Genomic DNA, 20,902 nt, shown 5'->3' on the forward strand with positions numbered 1-20,902 from the left:
GCCGCTTAGTGGCCGACGGACGCGAGAGCAGCGGCGACCTTCTTGGCGAAGAACTCGGCGAGTACGACCGGCACGGCGTTTCCAAGCTGGCGCATCTTCTCGCCGCGCGGGCCGGCCCCGTGCCACTCGTCGGGGAACGTCATGACGCGCGCTGTCTCGCGGACTGTCATGTAACGGTGCAGCCGACGCCATCCCCCCGGCGCGCTAGCGTCATGCTCCCGGTCGTCCAGGAGCACGACGGATTCACCGCCGGGGACTCCATGCACACCTGCCTTAACGGTCTTGGCGGGGCGATCGAGCTCGTTCGGGGTGTGACCCTTGTAAATTCGGGCGTTGGGCCAGCCGATATGGTCGGTGATTTCGCCGCCCTGCGGGGTCTTCCTGTCAAGCTTCCCCAAATCGATAGCGGGCAGGGCGGGAAGACGCTCGTCAAGCCCGTAGCCCTGGATGGCATCACGCAAGGTCCGCCACGGCCTGACCTTCCGCTCCTCGTTCTCGCTCTCAGGGCCGAGGTCTTTCGGAAGCCGGTCTCGAACCTCGTCACGCACATAGTCCTCCACCTTGTGCCTTCCCCAGTAGGAGCCGTCCACATCGCGCATCGTCCGGTACAGGGCTTCCTGATCGAAGGGAGTCCGGGTGACGTCCTTGACGAAGGCATCGACGTCCACAGCGAGGTCTTCACGGAAGGCAACAATGATCACGCGGTGACGGATTTGCGGCACGCCGTAATCAGCCGCGTTGACCGGAATGTGCCGTACGACGTACCGCTGGTCGGCGGTCCCGCCCCCGCCCCCCTCGATCAGTTTCGTCAGCTGCCGGTCGTGCTCTTGCCAGCGCACCTCGTCATCGCGCTCGACGAACGGAAGCGTGAGTTCGTGCTTGATGTACTCGAAGTAGTCCCGGAACGAGGGACGCAGCAGACCGCGGACATTCTCGCAGATGACGGCCTTCGGCTGGGTCTCGCGGATGGCCTTGAAGACGGCCGGGAACATGTTGCGCTTATCCTCGTCGCCCTTGGCGACACCACCCGCGCTGAAGGGCTGGCATGGGGGGCCGCCGGCGAGGAGATCAACCTTGCCGTGGAAGGCGCTCAGATCGAGATCCTGCACGTCACCAGGGAACAGAGGCGCTGGCTCACCGGGTGCCGGCGGCTGGGGCTTGACCTCCAGGGTCCGCTGGATACCGTCCGAGCCAAGGGTCAGCTTGGCGCTCGCTTCGAGCGTCTCACAGGCCCGGTTGTTGAACTCGTTGAACAGCAGTGGCCGGAACCCCGCGTGGTGGACTCCCATCGCAAGACCCCCGCCTCCCGCGAACAGCTCAACGCTGGTGCGGTCTGCATGTTCGTATCCGTGCTGTTCAGACATGCTGAAATCGTACCGCGGAGTTAGCGATCACATGCGTGGGGTCACGCAGAGCTGGCTCACCAGGGAAAAGGCGCTCGTTACAGTTACCACCACAACCGCGTACGCGGCATCGTCCAAGGAGGGGGACTGCTCTACATGTCGGAGGCACAGCCGGTGAACGGCGCCCGCAAACCGCGCAATTGGAGGGAAATCGCACTTCGTCCCGATCCATACGACCCTCTGAGGCTGGACAACCTCGGGCGCAGCATCGAGATGCGGATGCTGGAGATGGAGCCGGAACCCCTTACAGACGTCCCGCTGATGATAGGGGCCGGGATCTACGCCATCTACTACGTGGGCGATCACGAGCTGTACTGGCCCATCGCAGAGCCCTACTGCCAGACGCCGATCTATGTCGGGAAGGCGACCCCAGAGGGCGGACGTAAGGGGGGAGGAGCCGGAAATCCCGACGATGAGGATGCCCTGTGGGATCGGCTCCGCGAACACCGCCGCTCTATCGAGCAAGCTTATGATCTCGACGTAGCCGACTTCCGGGTCCGCTACCTGGTCGCCGTTGACTTCTTCGTCTCACTTGCCGAGCAGGTGATGCTCCGACAGTTCCGGCCCGTATGGAACGCTATCGTGGATGGCTTCGGCAATCATGCGCCGGGTAGCGGTCGAACCAACCAGGCGCGGCCTCCATGGGACGACCTCCACCCAGGCCGCGCATGGTCCGCGCCAGACAAAATGTCGAAGCCCAGCCAGTATACAGCCCTGGAATCCAAGATCCGCATCATCAATCACTGGAAACAGTTGGGTCTCCTTCCCGAAGACGCTTCTCTTCCCACGGAGTAATCGCGGCCAATCCGGATACAACCACGGGTCAGGGACTCCTGACATCCACGGCTGACATCAACAGCGTCGGACGGAGGTGTACACCAGCGTCCCTGTCCCACTCTCTCCCCAGTCGCTGGCCGGAGCCGGAGCGGGCCTGAATCGAACTCCTAAAGCGGGTGTCGCAGGTTCGAATCCTGCCGGGGGCACAGCCAGAAGGGCCAGCTCAGGAGGGTTTCCTCCCAGGCTGGCCCTTGGTCGTTCCCGGCGCAGTGCCACACGTAGGCCACTACATCCGCTCGGCGCGTTCCGCGGCCCTGATCCCCCTGGTGAAGACATACCGCCGATCCGCTCCCGCCGAGGACCCCGGCGACGCAGACCTGGCAAGCTGCACGCCGACAAGGGCTTCGACTAATCCCACCGGCGGCGGTGGTTACGTGAGCGGGGCATCACCCACCTCATCTTGCCCGTAAGGGCGCCGAGTCCTCGCAGCGGCTGGGCCGACACCGCTGGCCCATCGAACGCAGCATGTCCTGGCTCGCCGGATGCCGCAGACTGCACCGACGCTACGAGCGCAAAGCCGAGTACTTCCTGGCATTCACGGCCATCGCCTGCACATTCATATGCCTCCGCCATCGTGCCTGTTGATGTGTCGCCGCAACAGCTCCATCGCCAGCGTGTGGTCGTAGTGCTCGGCCATGCGCATGGGCGTGTGACCACCGGGATCCGCGAGCTGCGGGTCCGCGCCGAAGGCCAGCAGGATGGCCGTGGTGTGCACGGCCAGCGGGCGCCCGCTCTGCAAGGTACTGTCTCCCTCAACGTCGATGGCGTGCGTCAAGAGCGTCGAGTTGCCCTGCACCTCATTGGGATCAGCACCGGCGGCGAGCAGACGCGCCAATGTCTCGGCGTCCTCGTGCTCCACCGCAGAATGAGCCGGCGTCCAGTAGTCGTTCACGAGGCCATTCAACCCGCCCCACCCGTGCCCGCCAACGAGCTTTCTCGCTGCCCGCACCACCCATCGAGATGACGTCCAAAGTGGTGACCGCTTGCCCGGCCGTCGTACACCCGTGCGGCCGCCAGCATGCCGCCGTCTGCGGTGAGGTGAAACTGAGGGCGCTGGTCCGCAGGCTGCCGCTACCCTCTCACCCGTGAGAGAGGACAGCCGACGTCTGGCGAACTTCCGAGTCCACCTCGTCCCGGCAGTCCTGGCCCTGGCCAACCCTCCATGGCAGCGGGACGTATGGCTGGACCCGTCAGCGTTCGAGAGCCTGGACCGCGTCTTCCACACCCTCTTCGACGACTTCTGCGACGCCCACAGCCCCGAGAGCTACCTGGGCACCAGCCTGAGAACCCAGGAAGAGGTCGTCCTCATGCGGCAACTCGGCACCGCACTCAACGCGGCGACGGCCGACGCGCCCAACGACACCGACGAAGAGCACCTTGCCTCGCGAGCGTGGCCCGAGGTCGTGGCGATCGCCGGACGTCTCGCACAGGTCATGGTCGCGAATGACCTGACGGAGCTCGTCGCGCTGCACGAGTCCGAGCCGACATGACGTGCTGCCCCGCACGTGAGGCCGCACCGCAAGCACACGAGATCGAGTGGGGAACAACGGGGACTCATGGCGAGGAGGAACCCAGTCTGAAGAGCGGCAGGGGCACCGTTCGCCCAGTGCAGTGCCCTGACAGGTTCCAACGCTCCGCGGCTTCCCAGGCTCATGACGTCACCGCCTCGAGCCAAGGCAGGTTGCGTCCCATGACAGCAGCTCCGCCCACAGGTCCCGAGTGCGCTCAGACTATGAGGGCCGGCGGCCTTGTCCTCAGCGGCCGGGAAGATGATGGCGCACGCGCCTGCCGCATGCTGTGGCGGTGCCCCGCTCGGCACGTCTGGTGGAAGTGGGCGGCCCGTCCGGATGACCCGCTGGAGCCCTGTCCGCACCCCCAGCTCTTCCGAACCTGACATCCACGGCTGACGTCAACGAGGGCGCACAGCCGCATCCGCCAGCGACCCGGGGCGGTGGCCGGACGTCCCGGCGTGGGTGTGGCAGAGCACCTTTGATCGAACTCCTCACGCGGTGCTCGCGTCACCCGTGAACTAGTCGATTGCCCTCTAGCTCTGGCTGTAGCGGCCGTGATCACTGCCGTTACAGCTTGATCCCTGTGGCATGGGGGCCAGACCTAGGGCGGCCGAGGACGGAAGAGGAGGCCGCCGAGCTGTTCCATGCAGTCGCGTGCCTACGTCAGCCCGTGGCTGTTCATCTATGCGGCCGGGGCACAACCCCGGATCAGGTCGAATCCGACACCACTTCTCAGGAGACGCAACCGGACGCCGTGACCGCTCCGGCCGTTCGGGGGATACGCGGGCGACCTCGGAGACGTATCCCGCCCTGCGCGGGCATCTCTTGCTGGGACGAAAGGGAGACGTGATGCCGCTCTATCTATCGAGGTTCAGCTACACGCCGGAGACCTGGGCGAGACTCATCGGCCACCCCGAGGACCGCGCGAAGACCGCTCAGGCGTACATCGAGTCCGTCGGCGGCAAGCTCCACGGCTTCTGGTACGCGTTCGGCACCCGCGACGGCTACAACCTGTGGGAGGCCCCCGACAACGTCTCCATGGCCGCCGTTGCCCTGGCGATCAGCGGAGGCGGCGCACTCAGCTCGTTCGAGACGACCGTTCTCCTGACCATCGACGAAACCATGGATGCCCTGCGCAAAGCCGGGCAAGTCCAGTACCGGGCTCCCGGCGCGTAGCGGTCCAGACGGCTGGCGGCTGCTGGGTTCAGGCATCGAGAAGACGACAGCGATGTACAGCAACCGTCCGTGTCCAGTAGTGGTCGACCTCCGTAGAGCTACAGATCAGGGGGCTCTGACCTCTACAGCTGACATCAACGACACCGGACGGGGGCGGACACCAGCGACCCTGTCCGCCCGTCGTATCAGTCGCCGACAGCGTCCGAAGCGAGCATGGATCGAACTCCTGCAGCGGGTGCCGCAGGCTCGAATCCTGCCGGGGCGCACGATACAGGGCCGGTTGGTGGGGCTTGAAAGCTCGAGCCGGCCCTGCTGCGTGACCACTTCGGTGCCTACGGCGTACCAAGAAGTCCGGTCTGCGCCCACCACACCAGTGCCTTGCCGTCAGCCTTCGTGGGGCACCCTTGGGCGGGTGACCGGTACGACGGTGAGGAGGTCGTCCAACCCTGTGAAGTCGTCAGGGTTGATGGTGAAGAGGGGAAGGTCCTCGGCCACGGCGATGGCAGTGATCATCAGGTCGGCCACCCGGCGGCGTGGCTTGCGGCCGGCGCCGATCACTGCGGCACAGATGCGGCCGTAGATGCGCGCCGCTTCGGCATCGAAGGGGATCGGGTCGAACTCGTTCTCGGCGCGTTGCAGGACGTCGAGTCTGCGGGCGCGTTCGGCGTGTCCGCTGTAGCTGCTCTGTTCGTCGCTGCCGCGACGGACTTGTGCGGACCGGCGGACAACTCGGCCAGGGTGATTGCGGTGATCGCCATTTCGTCCGGTAGTTCCTCAGGGGCCACCCAGCGACGCAGAATCATGATGCTGGTGTCGAGGATGCCCTGCTGGTACGTCGAGCGGCCAGCGGTCATAGGGGTCGTCCGGGTGGGTGTCGGCCGTGGCCTCCTGATCGGCCCGGAACCTGTCGAGGTCGATGCCGGGCGCGGTCCTGGACATCGCGGCGAATTCCTGGCGGGAGACGAACCGACGGCGCCGACGCAGCGGGACGAGCCGGCCGATCGGATGTCCGTCACGGGTGACGGTGACCGACTGACCGCTCTGTATGGCATCCGTGATCTCTCGGGACCGGCTGCGTAGGTCCCGTTGAGTGATCTCGGGCTGAACGCCCATACCGACCAAGGTAGCGCCCAGTGCTACCACGTGACACATGGTGGCCGAGGGCTTGCATCGACGAGCCTTCGGCCGTAGCGGACTGCGGCTGCGACCAGCTGCGCCGTTGACTGCGCAAGCGCGCGCTCATCAGGCGCAGCGCCGTCCGCGAGGGCGCGTCGAGTCCCCCCTCGCGGCCGCGCCCACTTCGCTCGACGATCGAGCGCACGATCTCCTGGCTCGACGCGAACGCGATGCCGAGTGCTCCCTGTCGGCCACCTCCGTCGCCTGCGGCTCATCCGCATCCGCGGACTCACCACGTGAGACGACGCCCGGCAGCGGGACGGGTGTCGCTGGTTCGACTTCTGCCGTGGGCACCGGACACGGTGGCTCTGAGCTGGGGTTTCTCTCCTGGGGAGAGGCCTGCCTCGGCCTCGCGTCTCGTCCGGGGGCCGTTTGCGTGGACGATGCCGTGCACACCGTCTCATCGGGCGTGCTCTGCGCTCCACCGCCCTGCGGCCGCGTCCGTTGCCAAGCGCTGTCCACGGTCCTGGAGCGGCGTGCAGCCGCCGTGTATCGGACTCGATCGCCTGCGGCATCTCGCCACCTCGTAGCAGCCGGCACACGTGACCGGCGGGCGCTGGGCTTGCGGAACCGCGGGACTACCGCCGGCGGGTCAGGGTGGCGATCGTCGCGGCGGTGGCGGCGGTGGCGGCCAGGGTGCCCAGCATGACCAGGGCCACCCCGACCATGTACAGGCCGCTGGCGTCGTCCGACCAGTCGACGAACGCGGCGACCGTCATGCCGGTCGTGGTGCCGAGGACGGCGCCCACCACGTCCTGGCGGGACGCCGCCCAGTACAGCGGCGCCAGCAGGGTCAGCACCAGTCCGATCACCTGCCAGGCCTCGTACGGGCCGGTCGTGGAGCCGTCGGGGTGTACGTCGCGGTGCTGGTCCCAGCCGAGCCAGGCGGCCCACAGCACCGCCGCCGCCACCGCCGTCACGAGGTACGCACCCGCCTGGGAGTCGAGCTTCGGTCGTCGCATGGCCCCCAGCCTGCCGCCCCGGGAGCGGGGCGGGCAGAGTACGCGTACTCAGGTGCGAGCGGCGGTCACGTGGGGTGGGTGGTGAAGGTCTTCGCGCGCATCAGGAACTCGCCCAGGTAGCCGTCGTGGGGCAGGCCGGCGGTCAGGGCGTGGGTGGGGTGGTCGCCCACGTGGAGGCTGCGGACGGTCGGTTCGCGGAGCAGGGCGCCGATCAGGTGCCGGTCCGTCGTGAGGGCGGTGAGGACCAGCGTGTCGCGCAGCGGCGCCACCCCGTCGGCGTCGCGGCTCCACGGCGCCACCCACACGCACGGGAACGGCATCTCCAGGCGGGTCTGCGGCGCGTCGGCGCCGCCCACCTGGAACACGGCCGGGCGCAGCGCCGCCGACCCGTCGCCCAGGTCGTCCGCGAAGCCGTCGCCGCCCAGCCACGGCACCGCCCCGGCCGCCTCGCCCCGCACGTACTTCTCCAGATGCCGTGCCGCGTCCAGCGGCCGGACCGGCAGGACGGCCCCGTCGTGTTCCGGAGGCAGCGACGGGAGGGCGGCCAGGCGGGCGGCCAGCGCCTCTGCGACCGGCGCCGGGTCGCCCTCGACGTACACGGCGGTGGTGTTCGTGCAGGCGGCGCCCGCCTGCCCGGCGATCGAGTCGACGAGCGTGTCGAGGTGGCGGGGCGCGGTGGCGTCCGTGTCCGCGGCGACGAGGATCTTCGCCCGGCCCGGTCCGTGCGGCAGCACGGTCGTACGGGCCCGGTACTTCGCCACGACGGCGTCCCCGCCGTAGACCATCGCCAGGTCGGCGCCCTCCACCAGGTCGTCGGCGGTCGCGTGGCCGCAGGGCAGCAGCGCCACCTGGTCGCCGCCGAAACCGGCCTCCCGCAGGGCGGTGACCAGCCGGTGCGCGCTCAGCGGTTCGCGCCGCGAGGGGCGGACGGCCACCCGGTAGCCGAGCGCCAGTGCCTCCGCCCACTGCGCGTGGACGCCGGGGTGGTTGCCCGCGGCGAGGACCGACAGCACGTCGCCCCGGCGTATCCACACGGCACCGGTCCCGCCGGGCGGCCCCGGAGGCGGGGGTGTGGGGTCGGCCACCGCGAGGGGCCGGAGCTGTGCCGGGTACGGGGCCTGGGCCGCCTCGCCGTCCCGGCTGCCGCGCGGCCGGGCCTGGGAGGCCGAGCCGTACGCGCCGGCCAGGGCCGCCGCCGTGTCGGCGGTCGCCTCCCGTACGAGGGTGATCGGCAGGCCGCTGACGCGGGCGACGGCGTACGCGTACCGCTCGGGGGTGAGGCCGCCGAGCGCGGCCGTCGCGAACAGCCGGCCCGCCTCGGCCAGCGCCGGAAGCCGTTCGTCCAGCGGCATGCCGTCCGCCCGCCGCAGCGCCGCCAGGGCCCGCCGCGCGTACAGGCGCGGCACCAGGCTCAGCTCCGCGACCGGGCGGCCGGTGACGTCCGGGACGGCCTCCCGTTCCCGCGTCCGGTACGGGCCACCGGGGCCCAGGGCGTCCAGCGCGTCCGGCGCGTCCGGTGCGTCCGGCGCGTCCGGTGCGTCCGGCGCGTCCGGTGCGTCCGGCGCGTCGAGGGCGCCCAGGCGGGGCGGCTGGGGTGTCCCCCGGGTCCGGTACGGGCCGGGTGCGTCGGCGCCCGGGGGGCCGGGCGGCTCGGGGGCCACGGGTGCGGCCGGCATCGTCAGTACACCCCCTCGATGACGGTGGTGCCGCCGAAGGTGGGCACCGGCCGGATGTCCGCCACCGCGTCCCCGGCCCCGCCACCGGCGGGGCGCACCCGCAGGGCGGTGTCCCGTTCGAGGTTGTTGGGGAGCAGCATGCTGCGGCTGACGTGGCTCATGACGACCTGGCCGCGCTCCCCGTACGGCACCGTCGCGCCGGTCGCCGGGTCGACCACGCGCAGGCTGATGAACGGGTACGGCGGGTCGAAGGTCGAGGGCTCGTGCGGGCCCGACCCGGCACGCTCGTACATGCCGCCGCCGACCATCGTGCTGCCGTAGAACCCGATGAGCCGCGCCCCCGGGAACACCTCCTCGCGCAGCAGCGTGCGGGTGTCGACGCTCATGGACGCCCCGCCCCAGATCAGGGTGGAGACCTTGCGGTCGAGGAGGCCGGCCAGCTCGTCGTCCCCGGCCATCGCCTCCAGCAGCGGGGGCGTGGTGAAGACGACGCCGACGTCCTGGCTCCGCAGGATCGCCCTGACCTGGTCGAGTACGTGCTCCGCGTACCGCTTGGCGTCCTCGGCCCTGCCCTCGGCGACGCACTTCTTCACCCAGCGCGGGTCGAGGTCCACGGTGAACGGGATGCCGCCCCGCCGGTGCGCCATCGTCCGGCTGATGGGGCCGAAGACGTGCGGTCCGCTCGGGCCGATCGTCAGCCAGTTCACCCCGCGCGGCACCCCGCGCGCGTCGAGCGCCTCGCAGTGCCACGCCGTCAGCCGCTCGTGGAGGTCGGGCAGCCAGGCGACGCGCTTGGGCGCGCCGGTCGTGCCGCCGCTCTCGTACACGTCCGGCGGCACCGGCACGTCACCGTAGCCGCGCGGTACGAGGTCCTCCACGCGGACGTCGCGCAGCTCGTCCACGACGTTCGGGAAGAGCGCCAGGTCGGCTTCGGTGCGGACGTCCCGGCGCGGGTCGAAGTCCAGGGTCCGGGCGCGCTCCAGCCAGAAGCGGGAGCCGGTCTCCGGGCTGAAGTGCCACTCCATGGCGGCGGCCAGCAGGTCGGGCATGGACGGCGGCCGGTTCCAGGGCTCGTCGAGGAGTGGGTGTGCGGTGGGTGCCGGAGCGGCCGGCGGGGCTGCCGGGGCGGGGGGTGAGGCGGGGGAGGCGGGAGCCGGGCCGGAGGCTGAGGCGGGAGCCGAGGCGGGGGAGGCGGGTGCGGCTGTGGGCGCCGGTGCGGCGGCGGTGGTGCGCGGTGTGGTCCGCCCGTGGGTGCGGCGGTCCGCGTACTCGGTGAGGACGTCCGTCACCGCGTCCGCCACCCGGTCCGCCTCCCAGCGGCTCATCACCAGGGGCGGACTGAGCAGCACGGTGTTCGGGTTGTTGCGGACGATGACCCCGTGCCGCTCGCGCACCAGGGGCGGCACCCGGTCGGCCGGCGCCGGCTCGCCGGTGGCCGGGTCGGCGGTCAGCTCGATGCCCAGCATGAGGCCGATCTGCCGCACCTCGGCCACGACCGGCAGCTCCTCCAGTGCGCGCAGGCGCGTGCCGAGGTGGCCGCCGATCTCGGTGGCGGCGGCCGGCAGGCCCTCCCGCTCTAGGATGCGGAGGTTCTCCAGCGCCACCGCGCACCCGGTCGCGTGACCGCTGTACGTGTACCCGCCGAGGAACCCCTCCTCGCGGGTGACGACGTCGGCGACGTGCCCGGCGGCCAGCAGCGCGCCCATCGGGAAGTAGCCGGAGGTCAGGCCCTTGGCGGTGACGATCAGGTCCGGGGCGACGCCCAGCCGCTCGGCGGCGAACCAGTGCCCGGTCCGGCCGAAACCGGTGATCACCTCGTCCAGGACGAGCAGGATGCCGTGGGCGTCCAGCAGTTCGCGGACGCGCGGCCAGTAGTCGCGGGGCGGCTCGACCACTCCGGCGACGCCGAGGATCGGCTCACCGATCATGGCGGCGATCCGGCCGGCGCCGATGTCCTCGATGGTCTCCCGCAGTTCGCGCAGGCAGTACTCGGTGGGGTCCTCTCCCCCGTACATCCCGGGGTGCGAGGGCATCGGCGGGGTCAGGTGCCGCACGCCGGGCATCATCGGACCGAAGCCCCGGTGGAACATGGGCATGCCGGTCACCGCCGCGCCGCCGTAGGTGACACCGTGGTAGCCGAAGTGCCGGGCGAGGACCCAGGTCCGGTCCGGCTCGCCGCGCCGGTGGTGGTAGAGGCGGGCCATGCGCAGGGCGGCGTCGACCGCCTCGGCGCCTCCGCTGGTGAAGTAGACCCGCTCCATCGGGGCGGGCGCCAGGTCGACGAGCCGCTCGGCCAGCCTGATCGACGGCTCGTTGGTGAACTCGTGGAAGCTGGTGTAGTACTCCAGCCTCGCCATCTGCCCGGCCGCCGCCTCGACCAGCTCGCGCCGCCCGTGCCCGACGTGCGCGAGCATGAGGCCACCGGTCGCGTCGAGGTACTCGCGGCCGTGCGCGTCGCGCAGCCGGCAGCCGGAGCCCTCCACCATGACGACGCGCTCGGTGACGCCGCCCGGCAGGTGCGGGTGGATCAGCCGGGCCCGGTCCGTCGCCGCGAGGGCGTCGGGGTCCGTGCGCTGGGCGGTGGGCGGTGCCGGGCTGTCGCCGTACGGCGGCTGCTTCATCGCATCCTCGCAAGAAGTCGCAGAGAATCAGAATGTGGGTCGACCGGGGGTTCCCTTTCCCTCGGGTTCCCCTCGCTTTCTCGCACGGCCCTTTGAGGGCTTCGCGGGGAGGTTAATCTCCGCTGCGGAAAGAGGGACAGCGGGTCGTTCAAGTGGTTCCGGCGAAGGCGCGGAAAGGATCAGGGGAATTCGCTCCTCGGCCGCGCCCGACGTTTCGCGGCGGGCCTCCGCCGGCGGGGCAGGAGGTCTCGGACCGGCGTGGAAACGGCCGTCCGGGGCCGCCGTGACGGCGTGCGGGCACCGCGACTGCGACGGCGGGGCGGTGGCGGGCCGGATTCCGGTTGCCCGGCCCGCGGGGCGGGAAGCCGGGTGGGGATATCCGTCACGCGCACGTCGTCCCGTACGCCTGTCGCATTCCGGGGCGGGGCGGGCGGCGGCGGATCGGCCGATCCCCGATAACGGGGATATCCGTAGCGGCGCGTTCCGCCGGTGCGGTCCTTTCCCGCTCAAGGAGCAGACCGGCCATCTCCCCGGGGAGGTGCACCGGATCTTCGCGAGCGACCCGTCTTCTCACGGCGCCACTTGAACGGGGCTTTCGGATTCCGCTTGAAGGACGCTCCGGATGCCGCCTCCTGTACGGGACGGGGCGCCGCCTCCTGTACGGGCGGGGCGCCGCACCCCGTACGGGCGGGGGCGGGGCCGACGTCCGCGCCGCGGGGCCGGGGCCCAGGGCCGGTCGCCTACTCGACCTCGATGCCGTACTCCCCGACCAGTTGCTCCAGGCCCCCCGCGTATCCCCGGCCGCCGAGCACGAAGTCCCAGTCGCCGTTCGGCCTGCGCCGGAAGGAGCCCAGCACCAGCGCCGTCTCGCCCGGCCGGCCGTCGGAGACCTCCAGCCGTCCGACCTCCGACCGCGCGGGGTCGAGCAGCCGGACGCAGGCGTCGGTGAAGCCGGACAGGTCGGCGCCCGGGTTGACCTCCGGGTCCACGGCGGCGACCAGCACGAACCGGTCGGCCTCCGCCGGGAGCCCGTCGAAGGACACGCGGATGGCCGCCTTGTCCGGTGGCGTGGCCGGTATCGCGCCGACGCTGCCGTCCGGGGTCTGCGGGTTGTTGAAGAACACGAAGTGGTCGTCGCTCAGCACGCGCGTGCCCCGGCACACCAGCGCGCAGACGTCGAGCGCGACGTCGCCCGACCACGACATGCCCAGCACGCTGTAGTCGTCCGGCGGGGCGGCGCCGGGCGCCGGGGCGGCGCCGCCTCGGCGTCGACCGCTCCGGCCCTGGCCCGGGTCCCGGCCCCGGCCACCGTCCGGTCCGGAGTCCCCGTCGTGGGCCCGGCCGCCCGCCCGCCCGGGAGCCGGGGCGCCTCCTCCCGCGTCCCCGAGCCGGCCGCTCAGTCCGTGCCGGTGCAGCAGGTCGACGAGTTCGGCGCCCGAGACCAGCTCCAGGGGCTTGCCGTTGGCGAAGGTGTGCGAGCCGGGCCCGAACCGGGAGGTCGTCACCAGCACGCCCTTGTTCGCGCCGACGTCCTGGACCGTTCCGTACAGGTCGCGCACGGCGGTGGGCGGCACGGTGCCGCGGTACCGCTTCACCTGCACGACGATCTTGCCGCCGCGGATCGGCGCCGGGTCCAGCGCGTCGACGTCCACCCCTCCGTCGCCGGACCGCTGCGTGGTGACCGCCTGCATGCCCATGGCGCGGAACAGCTCGGCGACGAGGGCCTCGAAGGCGAGCGGGTCCATCGCGAACAGATCGGGCTCGTCACCGGCGTCCCCGCCGCCGTGGGTGACGACCCGGTTGCCGATCTCCTCCGGCCGCCGCACCGGCCGTACGGCCGACAGCTGGTCCGGCTGGGCCGCGAGCCGTCCCCGGAGCGCGCCCGTCAGGCAGCTGATGGCGTCCACCTGCTCCAGGCGCAGCTCCGTGAAGGTGGCCCTCGGCGCCATGACGGTGCCCAGGTGGATGTGGGAGGGACGCCCCGTGGCGGGGTCGTGCCCGTCCACGAAGCCGTTGAGCGCCACCGACTCCAGGGCGGCGGACTCGTCCGCGGCGAACAGTTCGTGCAGGACGAGCAGCAGGCACTGGGCCAGCACCTCCCGGTACAGCGCGCGGCGCTGGGTCACCGGGCGGGCCGTCTCCCTGTCCTCGTCCGTCCCGGCCACGTAGCGGACCGACTTCACCGCCGGCACCGTGTCGTAGCCGGGCAGCTCCCAGTCCAGGATGAGCTGGCGCGCCGCCGCGTCGTACGCCGCCGACACCTGCCGCGGGAAGCCCTCCGGCCACGCCGTGGAGCTGTACAGGGCGGCGGAGAAGTACTCGACCACGGAGTCCGGGTCGCGCCGCCGCACGCCCTCGGCGACCTCGGTGACCCCGGCGTTGTGGCGGCGCAGCTCCGCGAGCCGGGCCTGGGCCCATCGGTCGTACTCGGCCCGGTACGCGTCGAGTTGCCGTCGGCGCTCCGCCTCGGCGGCCTGCGCGGCGTGCCAGTCCCGCTCGAACCGGGCACGCGCCTCCGCCTCCGCCTGGGCGCGGCGGCCCGCCGTCCAGCCGCCCTGCGCCTGGTAGTGCCGCGGGTCCGGCATGGGCAGCGGCTGCGCGAGCGGCCCCGGCGCGAAGGGCTGGACCTCCTCGGCGCGCATCAGCGACGCCGCGCGGAAGGCGGGGGCCCGGCACCCGGCGGCCAGGAGCCCGCGCAACGCCTCGACCTCCGCGTCCAGTTCCGCCGTACGGCGACGGGCCTCGGCCTGCCGGTACTCGCGGTGGCTCTGCGCCACCCGCCGCTGGTACGCCGCCGCCTGGCGGGCCTGCTCCCGCTGCCGCCGTGCGTCCGCCTCCAGCTGGCGCTGCTGCTGGCGCTGCACCTCGGCCCAGACGCCGACCGAACCAGTAGAGCGACGACTCATGGACGGCAGGCCCTCCCCAGGACACCGGCAGCGCCGGAAACTGGTTGCCCCCGCAACCAGTTGTGACGAGCCGACTCTATCCAGCGATGTCGGTCCCGCACATCACGTTGCGGAAGGTGGTGCACCGGACGCGGCGCGCGGGTCGCCGCGACAGGGAGGTGGGCGGCGGTGTCGCGGGGAGGTGGGCGGCGGTGCGGCGGGGGCGCTTCGGCGGTTTCGCCCGGGGCGTTCGGCTCGTAGAGTCGCGATCATGGTTATTGCGACTGTTCGCGAGTGGCGTGACACGGAGGGGTGGGGCGTCGTCGACTCACCGGAGACGCCGGGCGGCTGCTGGTGCCACTACTCCACCATCGAGATGACGGGCTTCCGCACGCTGGAGCCCGGCCAGCGGGTCGAACTCGAGTGGCAGGCGCCCGGCTTCCAGCAGGACGGGTACGACTACCGCGCCGTGCGCATCGTCCCCCGAGCGGGCCGGGGTGGCTGAGCGGGCGGCGCCGGGCACCGTCCCGGTGCTCAAGGACGTCATCGTCGACTGCGTCGATCCGGAGCGGCTGGCGGCGTTCTGGTCCAGGCTGCTGGACAGGCCGGTGGCGGGGCGGACCGGGCCGTACGTGTGGCTCGCGCGCGGCGGCGGGCCCGGCCTGGGCTTCCAGCGGGTCGCCGAGCCGAAGGCCGGCAAGAACCGCGTCCACTTCGACCTGGCCTCCGCCGACCCGGACGCCGTGCGGGCGCGGGTCGAGGCGCTGGGGGGCCGCCGGCTCGACCGGTACGCGGACGGGGGCTTCCTGGTCCTCGCCGACCCGGAGGGCAACGAGTTCTGCGTCATCCCGCCGGGGCCGTTCGAGGTGGACGACGACGGGCGCACGGACTACCTGGGCGAGGGGCGTACGGACTGACCGGGCGGCGGGCGTACGGACGACCCGGGCTACGGGCAGGGCGTGCCGCGCGGGAAGGCGGTGTAGGGGGAGCCCAGCCGGTACGTGCCGGGGGCGGGGGCGTGGAGCTCCGTCCACACGTCGCCCTCCGCCGTGCGGGGCGCGGCGCGCAGGCACGGCGCCCGGCCGCTCCCCGCCGCCGGGGCCAGGCGCTCGCCGTCGCCGTCCACGAGGGACAGCCACGGCGAGTACGCCACCTTCACCAGCACCGTGCCGGGCCGCTCCACGCGCAGGGTGACCCCGTCCGCGGCCGCCCGTTCGACCGTCGCGCCGGGCCCGGCCAGGGGCGCCGCGCCGCGCACGGCGAACAGCCGCCAGTGCCGGTCCGCCCACACCTGCTCCAGGTACGGCAGGCCGCCCGCGACCAGGGCGGCCTCCTCGCGGGCCCCGGTGTCGGGGGCGCCGGCCGGCAGGGCGACGTACCGGACGGCCCAGCGGTCCAGCCACGCCCGGTACCCGGCGGCGGTCAGGGAGCCGTCGTAGAGCCCGGGGTTGCGCTCCAGGTCGGCCTGGCGATTCCAGCCGCGCGCCAGCGTGACGTACGGGGCGAGGGCGCTGGACTCGCGGTGGCTGCGGGCGGGGACGACCTCCACGCGAGACCGCGCCGCGCCGCGCCGCTCCAGCTCGTCGAGGAGCGGCCGGACCGCGTCGTCGGCCCACGCGGCGTGCGGCGCGGTCACGCGCACGTCGTCGACGCTCTTGAAGCCGACCCAGCCGTGGAAGACGACGAGCGCGGCGAGCAGCCCCAGCCGGGCCCGCCGCGACCGGGCGTACGGCAGGGCGGCCAGCAGGACCACCCCGGCGAACAGCATCGGCAGGCGCGTCACGTTCGACCCGACCTGCGAGTCGACCAGCCAGGTCAGCACCGCGCCGGCCGCGTACACGGCGGCGGCCGTACGGACCGTGCGCCACGCGCGGGGCGCGGCCAGCAGGCACAGCGCGGCGAACACGAGCGGCAGCAGCACCGTCCCGAACGCCAGCGGCTGCGTCCCGGCGAAGGGGAACAGCAGCGCCGTCGCCGCGACCACCGCCGCCGGCGGCACGCCCAGCGCGTACGCGGCCGTCCGCCGGCCCCGCAGGAACAGCGCGGCGGCGAGGACCCCGAGGAACAGCCCCGCCACCGGGCTCGCGGCCGTCGCCGCGCCCGCGAGGAGCGCCGCCGCCGCGCCCCGCGCCCACCGGTTCGCGCGGGCGCCGCGCGGCCGGGGCCACGGGCCGAGGAGGGCGACGACCGCCGCGCCCAGCGCGAACAGCAGCCCGAGGCCGAACGTGGTCCGCCCCGACAGGGCGTTGCCCAGCAGCGCGGCGACGGCGGCCAGGGAGCAGGCGAGCGGGTTGCGGACGGCCGGGACGCGCACCAGCAGCAGCGCGGTCAGCGCGGCGGACAGGGTCCCGGCGACCGCCATCGTCGTCCGGACGCCGAGCAGCGCCATCACGTACGGCGAGAGGACGCTGTACGACATGGTGTGCATCCCGCCGTACCAGCCGAGGTTGTACGCCGAGCCGGGGTGCCGGGCGGCGAAGGCGGCCCACGCGTCCTGCGCCGCCAGGTCGCCGCCGCTGTTGGCGGCGAAGAGGTACCACCCGAGGTGCAGCAGCGCGGCGAGGCCCGTCGCCAGGACGACGACCCCGTACGGCCCGCCGGACCACCGGGGATGCGTGGGCGGGTCGGGCCGTACGGGCTGCCCGGCCGCCTGCGCCGGCTCCGTGGGCTCGTCGCCGGCCGGGCCGCCGGGCAAGCCGGCGGGCGGTCGTGTGCTCGTCACCCGCCGACTCCCTGTCCGATGCCCTGCCCGCTGCCTTGCCCGGTGCCTTGACCGATGCCCTGCCCGGTGCCTTGACCGATGCCTTGTCCGGTGTGCTTCCGTCTGCGTACGTCCGGTGGCTGTCCGGTGCCGGCCGGTTCCCCCGGCCGGTGTCCGTCCGGTACGGGCGGGGGCGCCCCGGTGTACGGGGCGCCCCGGCGCCGTGCCCCGCCGTGCCGTGCGGCCCGGCGGTGCCGCGTCAGCCGATCCGGGTCAGCCGGGCGCCGAAGCCCGGCTCGTCCAGCGGCTGCCCGAGCTCCACGGGAACGCTGACGCGCCCCGTACCGGACCCGGCCGACAGTTCGCCGACGACCGTTCCGGCGGCGGCCGTGCGCGGCAGGCCGCCCTTGCCGTCCTCGCCCGCGGTGAGCTTCAGCTCCACCTCCAGACCCGCCCAGCCGACCGGCTTCAGGTCCTTCGCCGCCACGACCGGGGTACGTCCGCCGAGCCCGTCGTCCACGTACCCGACGACGTCGCCCTTCTTCACCGCCACCGCCGACACGACACCGTCCTGCGCGGACCGGATGAGGCCGTAGCTGTACGTCTCCACCGCGAGCTTCGTCTTCTCGGAGAGCGTCGCGCCGGACTTGACGTTCATGACGACGCCCAGCACCCGCCGCACCTCGCCGTCGACCACCGTGTTGGCCGACCAGAGCAGGTTGCCGCCGGCCGGGGTGGACGTGCCGGTCTTGATGCCGTTGACGCCGTCCTTGAGCAGGATCGTGTTGCCGTTCTCCAGCTGGCGGCCGATCTGCGGCAGGTTGACGTTCGGCATGTCCACGATCTCGCGGAACGCGTCGAACCTCATCACGGCCTTGGCCAGCTTCAGCTGGTCCTTCGGCGTCGACACCGTGCCCTTGTCGAAGCCACTGGCGTCCGTGTACGTCGTCTCGGTCATGCCGAGGTCCTTGGCCGCGTCGTTCATCTTCTTGATGAACGCCTCCTCCGAGCCCGCGTCCCAGCGGGCCAGGAAATGGGCGACGTTGTTGGCGGAGCGGACCATCAGGAGCTGGAGCAGCTCGCCCTGCGTGTACTCCTGGCCCTTCTCGACCGGCGCGGTCGACCAGTCGGGGTTGCTCGCCTGGTCCTCCGTCACCTGGTCGATCACCAGCTTCGGGCCCGCGTCCTTGTCCTTGATCGGGTGGTCGCGGAGTATCACGTACGCCGTCATCGCCTTGGCGACGCTCGCGGTCGGCGCGGGCTTCTGCGGCCCGTACGTGCCGATCACGCCGACGCCCTCGACCTCGACGGCACCCTGGCCCTCGGTGGGCCACGGCATCTTCAGCGCGCCGCCCTCGAAGGTGTACGCCGGGCCGGCGGACAGCGCCAGCGACGGCTCGGGCAGCGGGCGGAGCAACTGCACGGTCGCAAAGACGATCACCAGCAGGATCACCAGCGGCGTCCAGATCTTGACCCGGCGGGCGAGGGTCCGCAGCGGCGTCTCCGGCGGCGGCGGCGTGTTCGTCAGCTCCGCCAGCAGGTCCAGCGGCGGGAGCGGCGGCACGGGCTGCTGCCTGGTCCGCTCCGCCTCGGTGAGGGACGGCGGTGCGACGGCCGCCGTGACCTCCGCGTCGCCGCCGACGCCGGTACCGGTACCGGACGCCTTGCCGGGCGCGGTGGCGGCCGCCCGGGCCTCCCCGGCTCCCGCGGACCCGGCCTCAGGCTCGGTACGGGATCCGGTGCCCGCGCCGGGCGCCGTGGCGGTGGCCGTGCCCGACCCGGCCCGGTCTCCGCGCGCGGCGGGGCGGGCGGACGGGTCCGGGCGGATGTCGTCGGAGCGCAGCGGTACGAACGTGCCGGGCCGCCCGCCGGAACCCCGGCCGTCGCGGCCGCCGCTGCCGTCGCGGTCACGGTCGCCGCTGCCGTCGCGGTCGCGGTCGGAGTCGCCGTCGCGGCCGGTGCCGCCGTAGCGGCCGGTGCCGCGGTCAGGGCCGGTGTCGCCGTCGTCCGCGCCCGCGGCCCACTTGGGCGCGGGCTTGCGGCCGGACGGCTTGGACCCGGACTCGTCCGGGAGCGCCTTGAGCGCGGTGGTGGGCTGGTCGACGGCGCGGGCCGGCTCGCCGCGCTTGCCGAACGCCTGGAACACGGCGGTCGGCTGGTCCACGGGCCGGTCCTCGGAGCCCGGCTCTCCGGGTGCCTCGTCGTCGGCCCCGGAGCCGGTCACCGGCTCGGCACCGGACTCGTCCCCGGACCCGGACTCGTCCCCGGACCCGGACTCGTTCCCGGACTGCTGGGCCTCGGACCGGGGCCGGGCCCCCGCCGCACGGTCGGAGGCGGGCTCGGCGTCCGTCCGCCGCGGACCGCCCGATGCGACCGCTTCGCCCTTCTCCGTACCGGAATCGCCGGATGCCCTCGCCGTACGCGCCGGCGGAGCCTCCGCCCCGGACGCTTCCGGCGTCTCGGACCCTCCGGACCCACCGGGCTTCCTGGCAGGCGCGGGCGCCTCGGAGCCCCGGGCCGCCTCGGCAGCCTTCGGCCCCGCCGAGCCCTCGGGCCGCTCCGGCCCCTTCGACTCCCCGGCGTCCGGGCCGCCCGCGCCCCCGTCCTCGCCCTGGCCTTCGTCGTCGTCCGCGTCCCCGTCCGCGTCCCGCGTGCGCGGCGGCGCGGGGGCCGGGCGCTGGGCGACCAGGGACGGCTTCGCCGACGGGGGCTCGGCCGTGTCCGTGGCCGTGTCGGCGCCGGCGGTCGCGCCCGCCTCCGCGGTCGCGTCCGCGTCAGGCTCCGAGGGAGGCTTCGGCGCCCTGAAGACGGCGGTCGGCTGGTCCACTCCAGCCTGCGGCGCGTCACCCAGGGCGGCGAGCCGCGGATCGCGGCCGCCCGCAGCCGTCTCCCCCGGAGACCTACGCTGCTCCGACTTGTCGGGGGACTCGCCCGCCACCGTGCCTCCTCAACCAACGCGTTGTCCGAACCGTGTACCAGTGTCCTGTGTGAGCCCCTTGGCCCCCGTGCTAGACGAGAACGACATACCTGCCGGTTCCCGTACGAAGCACCCAGGCACTCTCGACAGATGAATGTGAGAGGGGTCACCCTGTCTCTCATCCACGCGGGGAGGCATGGATGGGCAGGAGCCGCAGAACACTTCCGGAGGAGCTTCTGCTGCTCGCTCTGGACCCGGCCACGGGTACCACAGCGCAGCCGCAGTCGCTCGACCTCGGCCTCGCCGGAGCACAGCTAGTGGAGCTGGCTCTGGCAGGGCGGATAGCCCCTGACGGGGATCGTATCGCCGTGGTGATGCCACGGCCGACAGGAGATCCGACGCTGGACTCCGCACTGGAGCTGCTGCGCAGGCGCGGCAGTCCGGTACGGGCCGTCCACTGGATAGGCGGGCCCCGGCTGGGGCTGCGTCAGACGTACCTCTCGCACCTGGAGCGCTGCGGCATGGTCCATGCCGTCGAGAGCCAGATGTGCGGGGTACTGCCGACCACCCGCTACCAGGCGACGGACACGGCCATCAGCCGGGAGATCAGGGCCCGGCTGGACAGCGCGATCCGCACCGGCGTGCCGCCGGACCCGCGGACCGCCGCACTGGCCGCGCTCGCGCACGCGGTGGGTCTCGGCAAGCACCTGTACCCCGGGAACGAGGGGCGCTCCTCGCGCTCCCGGCTCCGGGATCTGATCCGGCACGACCCCATGGGCGGACTGGTGGCGCACGCCGTCATGGACGTCCAGAACGGCGTGGGCGCGCAGCCCCGCCGTGCCGCCGCACCGGGAGGCGCCGGCCGCCAGGCCGCCGCGGCCCCGCTGCGGTCCCCCTCGCGGCCGGGGCCCGGCTCCATGGCCCGCGCCGCCGCCCGCTGAACCGGGCACGCCCGCGCACCACCACCGCGCGGCGGCACCACCCGCACCACCCGGGCGCCACCGGCACGACCGGCACGACCGGCGCCGCACGCACCA

14 protein-coding genes and 3 pseudogenes are annotated in these 20,902 nt (G+C 72.8%); 7 read left to right on the forward strand and 10 right to left on the reverse strand.

Annotated features, from left to right (window positions below):
* Positions 1 to 5 precede the first annotated feature (5 nt).
* Positions 6 to 1,364, reverse strand: a complete 1,359-nt coding sequence (locus CP974_RS12330; protein WP_031132186.1) for a DNA cytosine methyltransferase — start codon at positions 1,362 to 1,364, stop codon at positions 6 to 8.
* Positions 1,365 to 1,499: 135 nt separating this feature from the next.
* Here CP974_RS12330 and CP974_RS12335 point away from each other — a divergent pair, with 135 nt between their 5' ends.
* Together CP974_RS12335 and CP974_RS12340 are read left to right on the forward strand one after the other, a co-directional pair.
* Entirely contained in the window at positions 1,500 to 2,198 is a 699-nt protein-coding gene (locus CP974_RS12335) for an Eco29kI family restriction endonuclease (RefSeq protein ID WP_051839483.1), read from the forward strand.
* Between the two features lie 287 nt (positions 2,199 to 2,485).
* A pseudogene (locus tag CP974_RS12340) lies at positions 2,486 to 2,825 on the forward strand (transposase); the annotation flags it as partial.
* Here CP974_RS12340 and CP974_RS12345 read toward each other — a convergent pair.
* Positions 2,797 to 3,132 carry an ankyrin repeat domain-containing protein gene (locus tag CP974_RS12345; protein WP_031132182.1) on the reverse strand — a complete coding sequence of 112 codons (336 nt, stop codon included), beginning with the start codon at positions 3,130 to 3,132 and terminating at the stop codon, positions 2,797 to 2,799. The pseudogene CP974_RS12340 and the gene CP974_RS12345 overlap by 29 nt on opposite strands.
* Before the next feature lie 193 nt (positions 3,133 to 3,325).
* Here CP974_RS12345 and CP974_RS12350 point away from each other — a divergent pair, with 193 nt between their 5' ends.
* Both CP974_RS12350 and CP974_RS12355 read left to right on the forward strand, forming a co-directional pair.
* On the forward strand, positions 3,326 to 3,730 hold the full coding sequence (locus CP974_RS12350; RefSeq protein ID WP_031132180.1) for an SCO4402 family protein: 405 nt from the start codon (positions 3,326 to 3,328) through the stop codon (positions 3,728 to 3,730).
* 870 nt (positions 3,731 to 4,600) lie between these two features.
* Positions 4,601 to 4,927: a GYD domain-containing protein gene (locus CP974_RS12355; protein ID WP_031132178.1), complete on the forward strand. Its 327-nt coding sequence runs from the start codon at positions 4,601 to 4,603 to the stop codon at positions 4,925 to 4,927.
* 384 nt (positions 4,928 to 5,311) lie between these two features.
* Here the strand turns inward: CP974_RS12355 and CP974_RS30175 are convergent.
* From CP974_RS30175 to CP974_RS12390, 6 genes and pseudogenes are all read right to left on the reverse strand, one after another.
* Positions 5,312 to 5,781, reverse strand: a pseudogene (locus CP974_RS30175) (type II toxin-antitoxin system VapC family toxin).
* A pseudogene (locus CP974_RS30180) lies at positions 5,774 to 6,040 on the reverse strand (type II toxin-antitoxin system Phd/YefM family antitoxin); the annotation flags it as partial. The pseudogenes CP974_RS30175 and CP974_RS30180, both read right to left, overlap by 8 nt.
* Before the next feature lie 641 nt (positions 6,041 to 6,681).
* Entirely contained in the window at positions 6,682 to 7,065 is a 384-nt protein-coding gene (locus CP974_RS12370; protein ID WP_031132174.1) for a hypothetical protein, read from the reverse strand.
* A gap of 65 nt (positions 7,066 to 7,130) precedes the next feature.
* On the reverse strand, positions 7,131 to 8,741 hold the full coding sequence (locus CP974_RS12375) for an aldehyde dehydrogenase family protein (protein ID WP_085921199.1): 1,611 nt from the start codon (positions 8,739 to 8,741) through the stop codon (positions 7,131 to 7,133).
* A gap of 2 nt (positions 8,742 to 8,743) precedes the next feature.
* Entirely contained in the window at positions 8,744 to 11,362 is a 2,619-nt protein-coding gene (locus CP974_RS30845; protein ID WP_317984097.1) for an aminotransferase class III-fold pyridoxal phosphate-dependent enzyme, read from the reverse strand.
* Positions 11,363 to 12,102: 740 nt separating this feature from the next.
* On the reverse strand, positions 12,103 to 14,268 hold the full coding sequence (locus CP974_RS12390) for a restriction endonuclease (RefSeq protein WP_031132169.1): 2,166 nt from the start codon (positions 14,266 to 14,268) through the stop codon (positions 12,103 to 12,105).
* A 250-nt stretch (positions 14,269 to 14,518) separates the two neighbouring features.
* Between CP974_RS12390 and CP974_RS12395 the strand changes: the two genes are divergently transcribed.
* Positions 14,519 to 14,752: a cold-shock protein gene (locus tag CP974_RS12395; protein ID WP_031132167.1), complete on the forward strand. Its 234-nt coding sequence runs from the start codon at positions 14,519 to 14,521 to the stop codon at positions 14,750 to 14,752.
* On the forward strand, positions 14,745 to 15,164 hold the full coding sequence (locus CP974_RS12400) for a VOC family protein (protein WP_069976796.1): 420 nt from the start codon (positions 14,745 to 14,747) through the stop codon (positions 15,162 to 15,164). The genes CP974_RS12395 and CP974_RS12400 overlap by 8 nt, the downstream gene beginning before the upstream one ends.
* 29 nt (positions 15,165 to 15,193) lie before the next feature.
* On the opposite strand, the gene CP974_RS12405 is transcribed toward CP974_RS12400, so the two are convergent.
* On the reverse strand, positions 15,194 to 16,969 hold the full coding sequence (locus tag CP974_RS12405; RefSeq protein WP_373276743.1) for a DUF8823 domain-containing protein: 1,776 nt from the start codon (positions 16,967 to 16,969) through the stop codon (positions 15,194 to 15,196).
* A 238-nt stretch (positions 16,970 to 17,207) separates the two neighbouring features.
* Positions 17,208 to 19,886, reverse strand: a complete 2,679-nt coding sequence (locus CP974_RS12410; protein ID WP_031132161.1) for a D-alanyl-D-alanine carboxypeptidase — start codon at positions 19,884 to 19,886, stop codon at positions 17,208 to 17,210.
* 179 nt (positions 19,887 to 20,065) lie between these two features.
* Between CP974_RS12410 and CP974_RS12415 the strand changes: the two genes are divergently transcribed.
* On the forward strand, positions 20,066 to 20,806 hold the full coding sequence (locus CP974_RS12415; protein WP_031132159.1) for a GOLPH3/VPS74 family protein: 741 nt from the start codon (positions 20,066 to 20,068) through the stop codon (positions 20,804 to 20,806).
* Positions 20,807 to 20,902 lie beyond the last annotated feature (96 nt).

The sequence above is a fragment of the Streptomyces fradiae ATCC 10745 = DSM 40063 genome, assembly GCF_008704425.1.
Classification (GTDB): domain Bacteria; phylum Actinomycetota; class Actinomycetes; order Streptomycetales; family Streptomycetaceae; genus Streptomyces; species Streptomyces fradiae.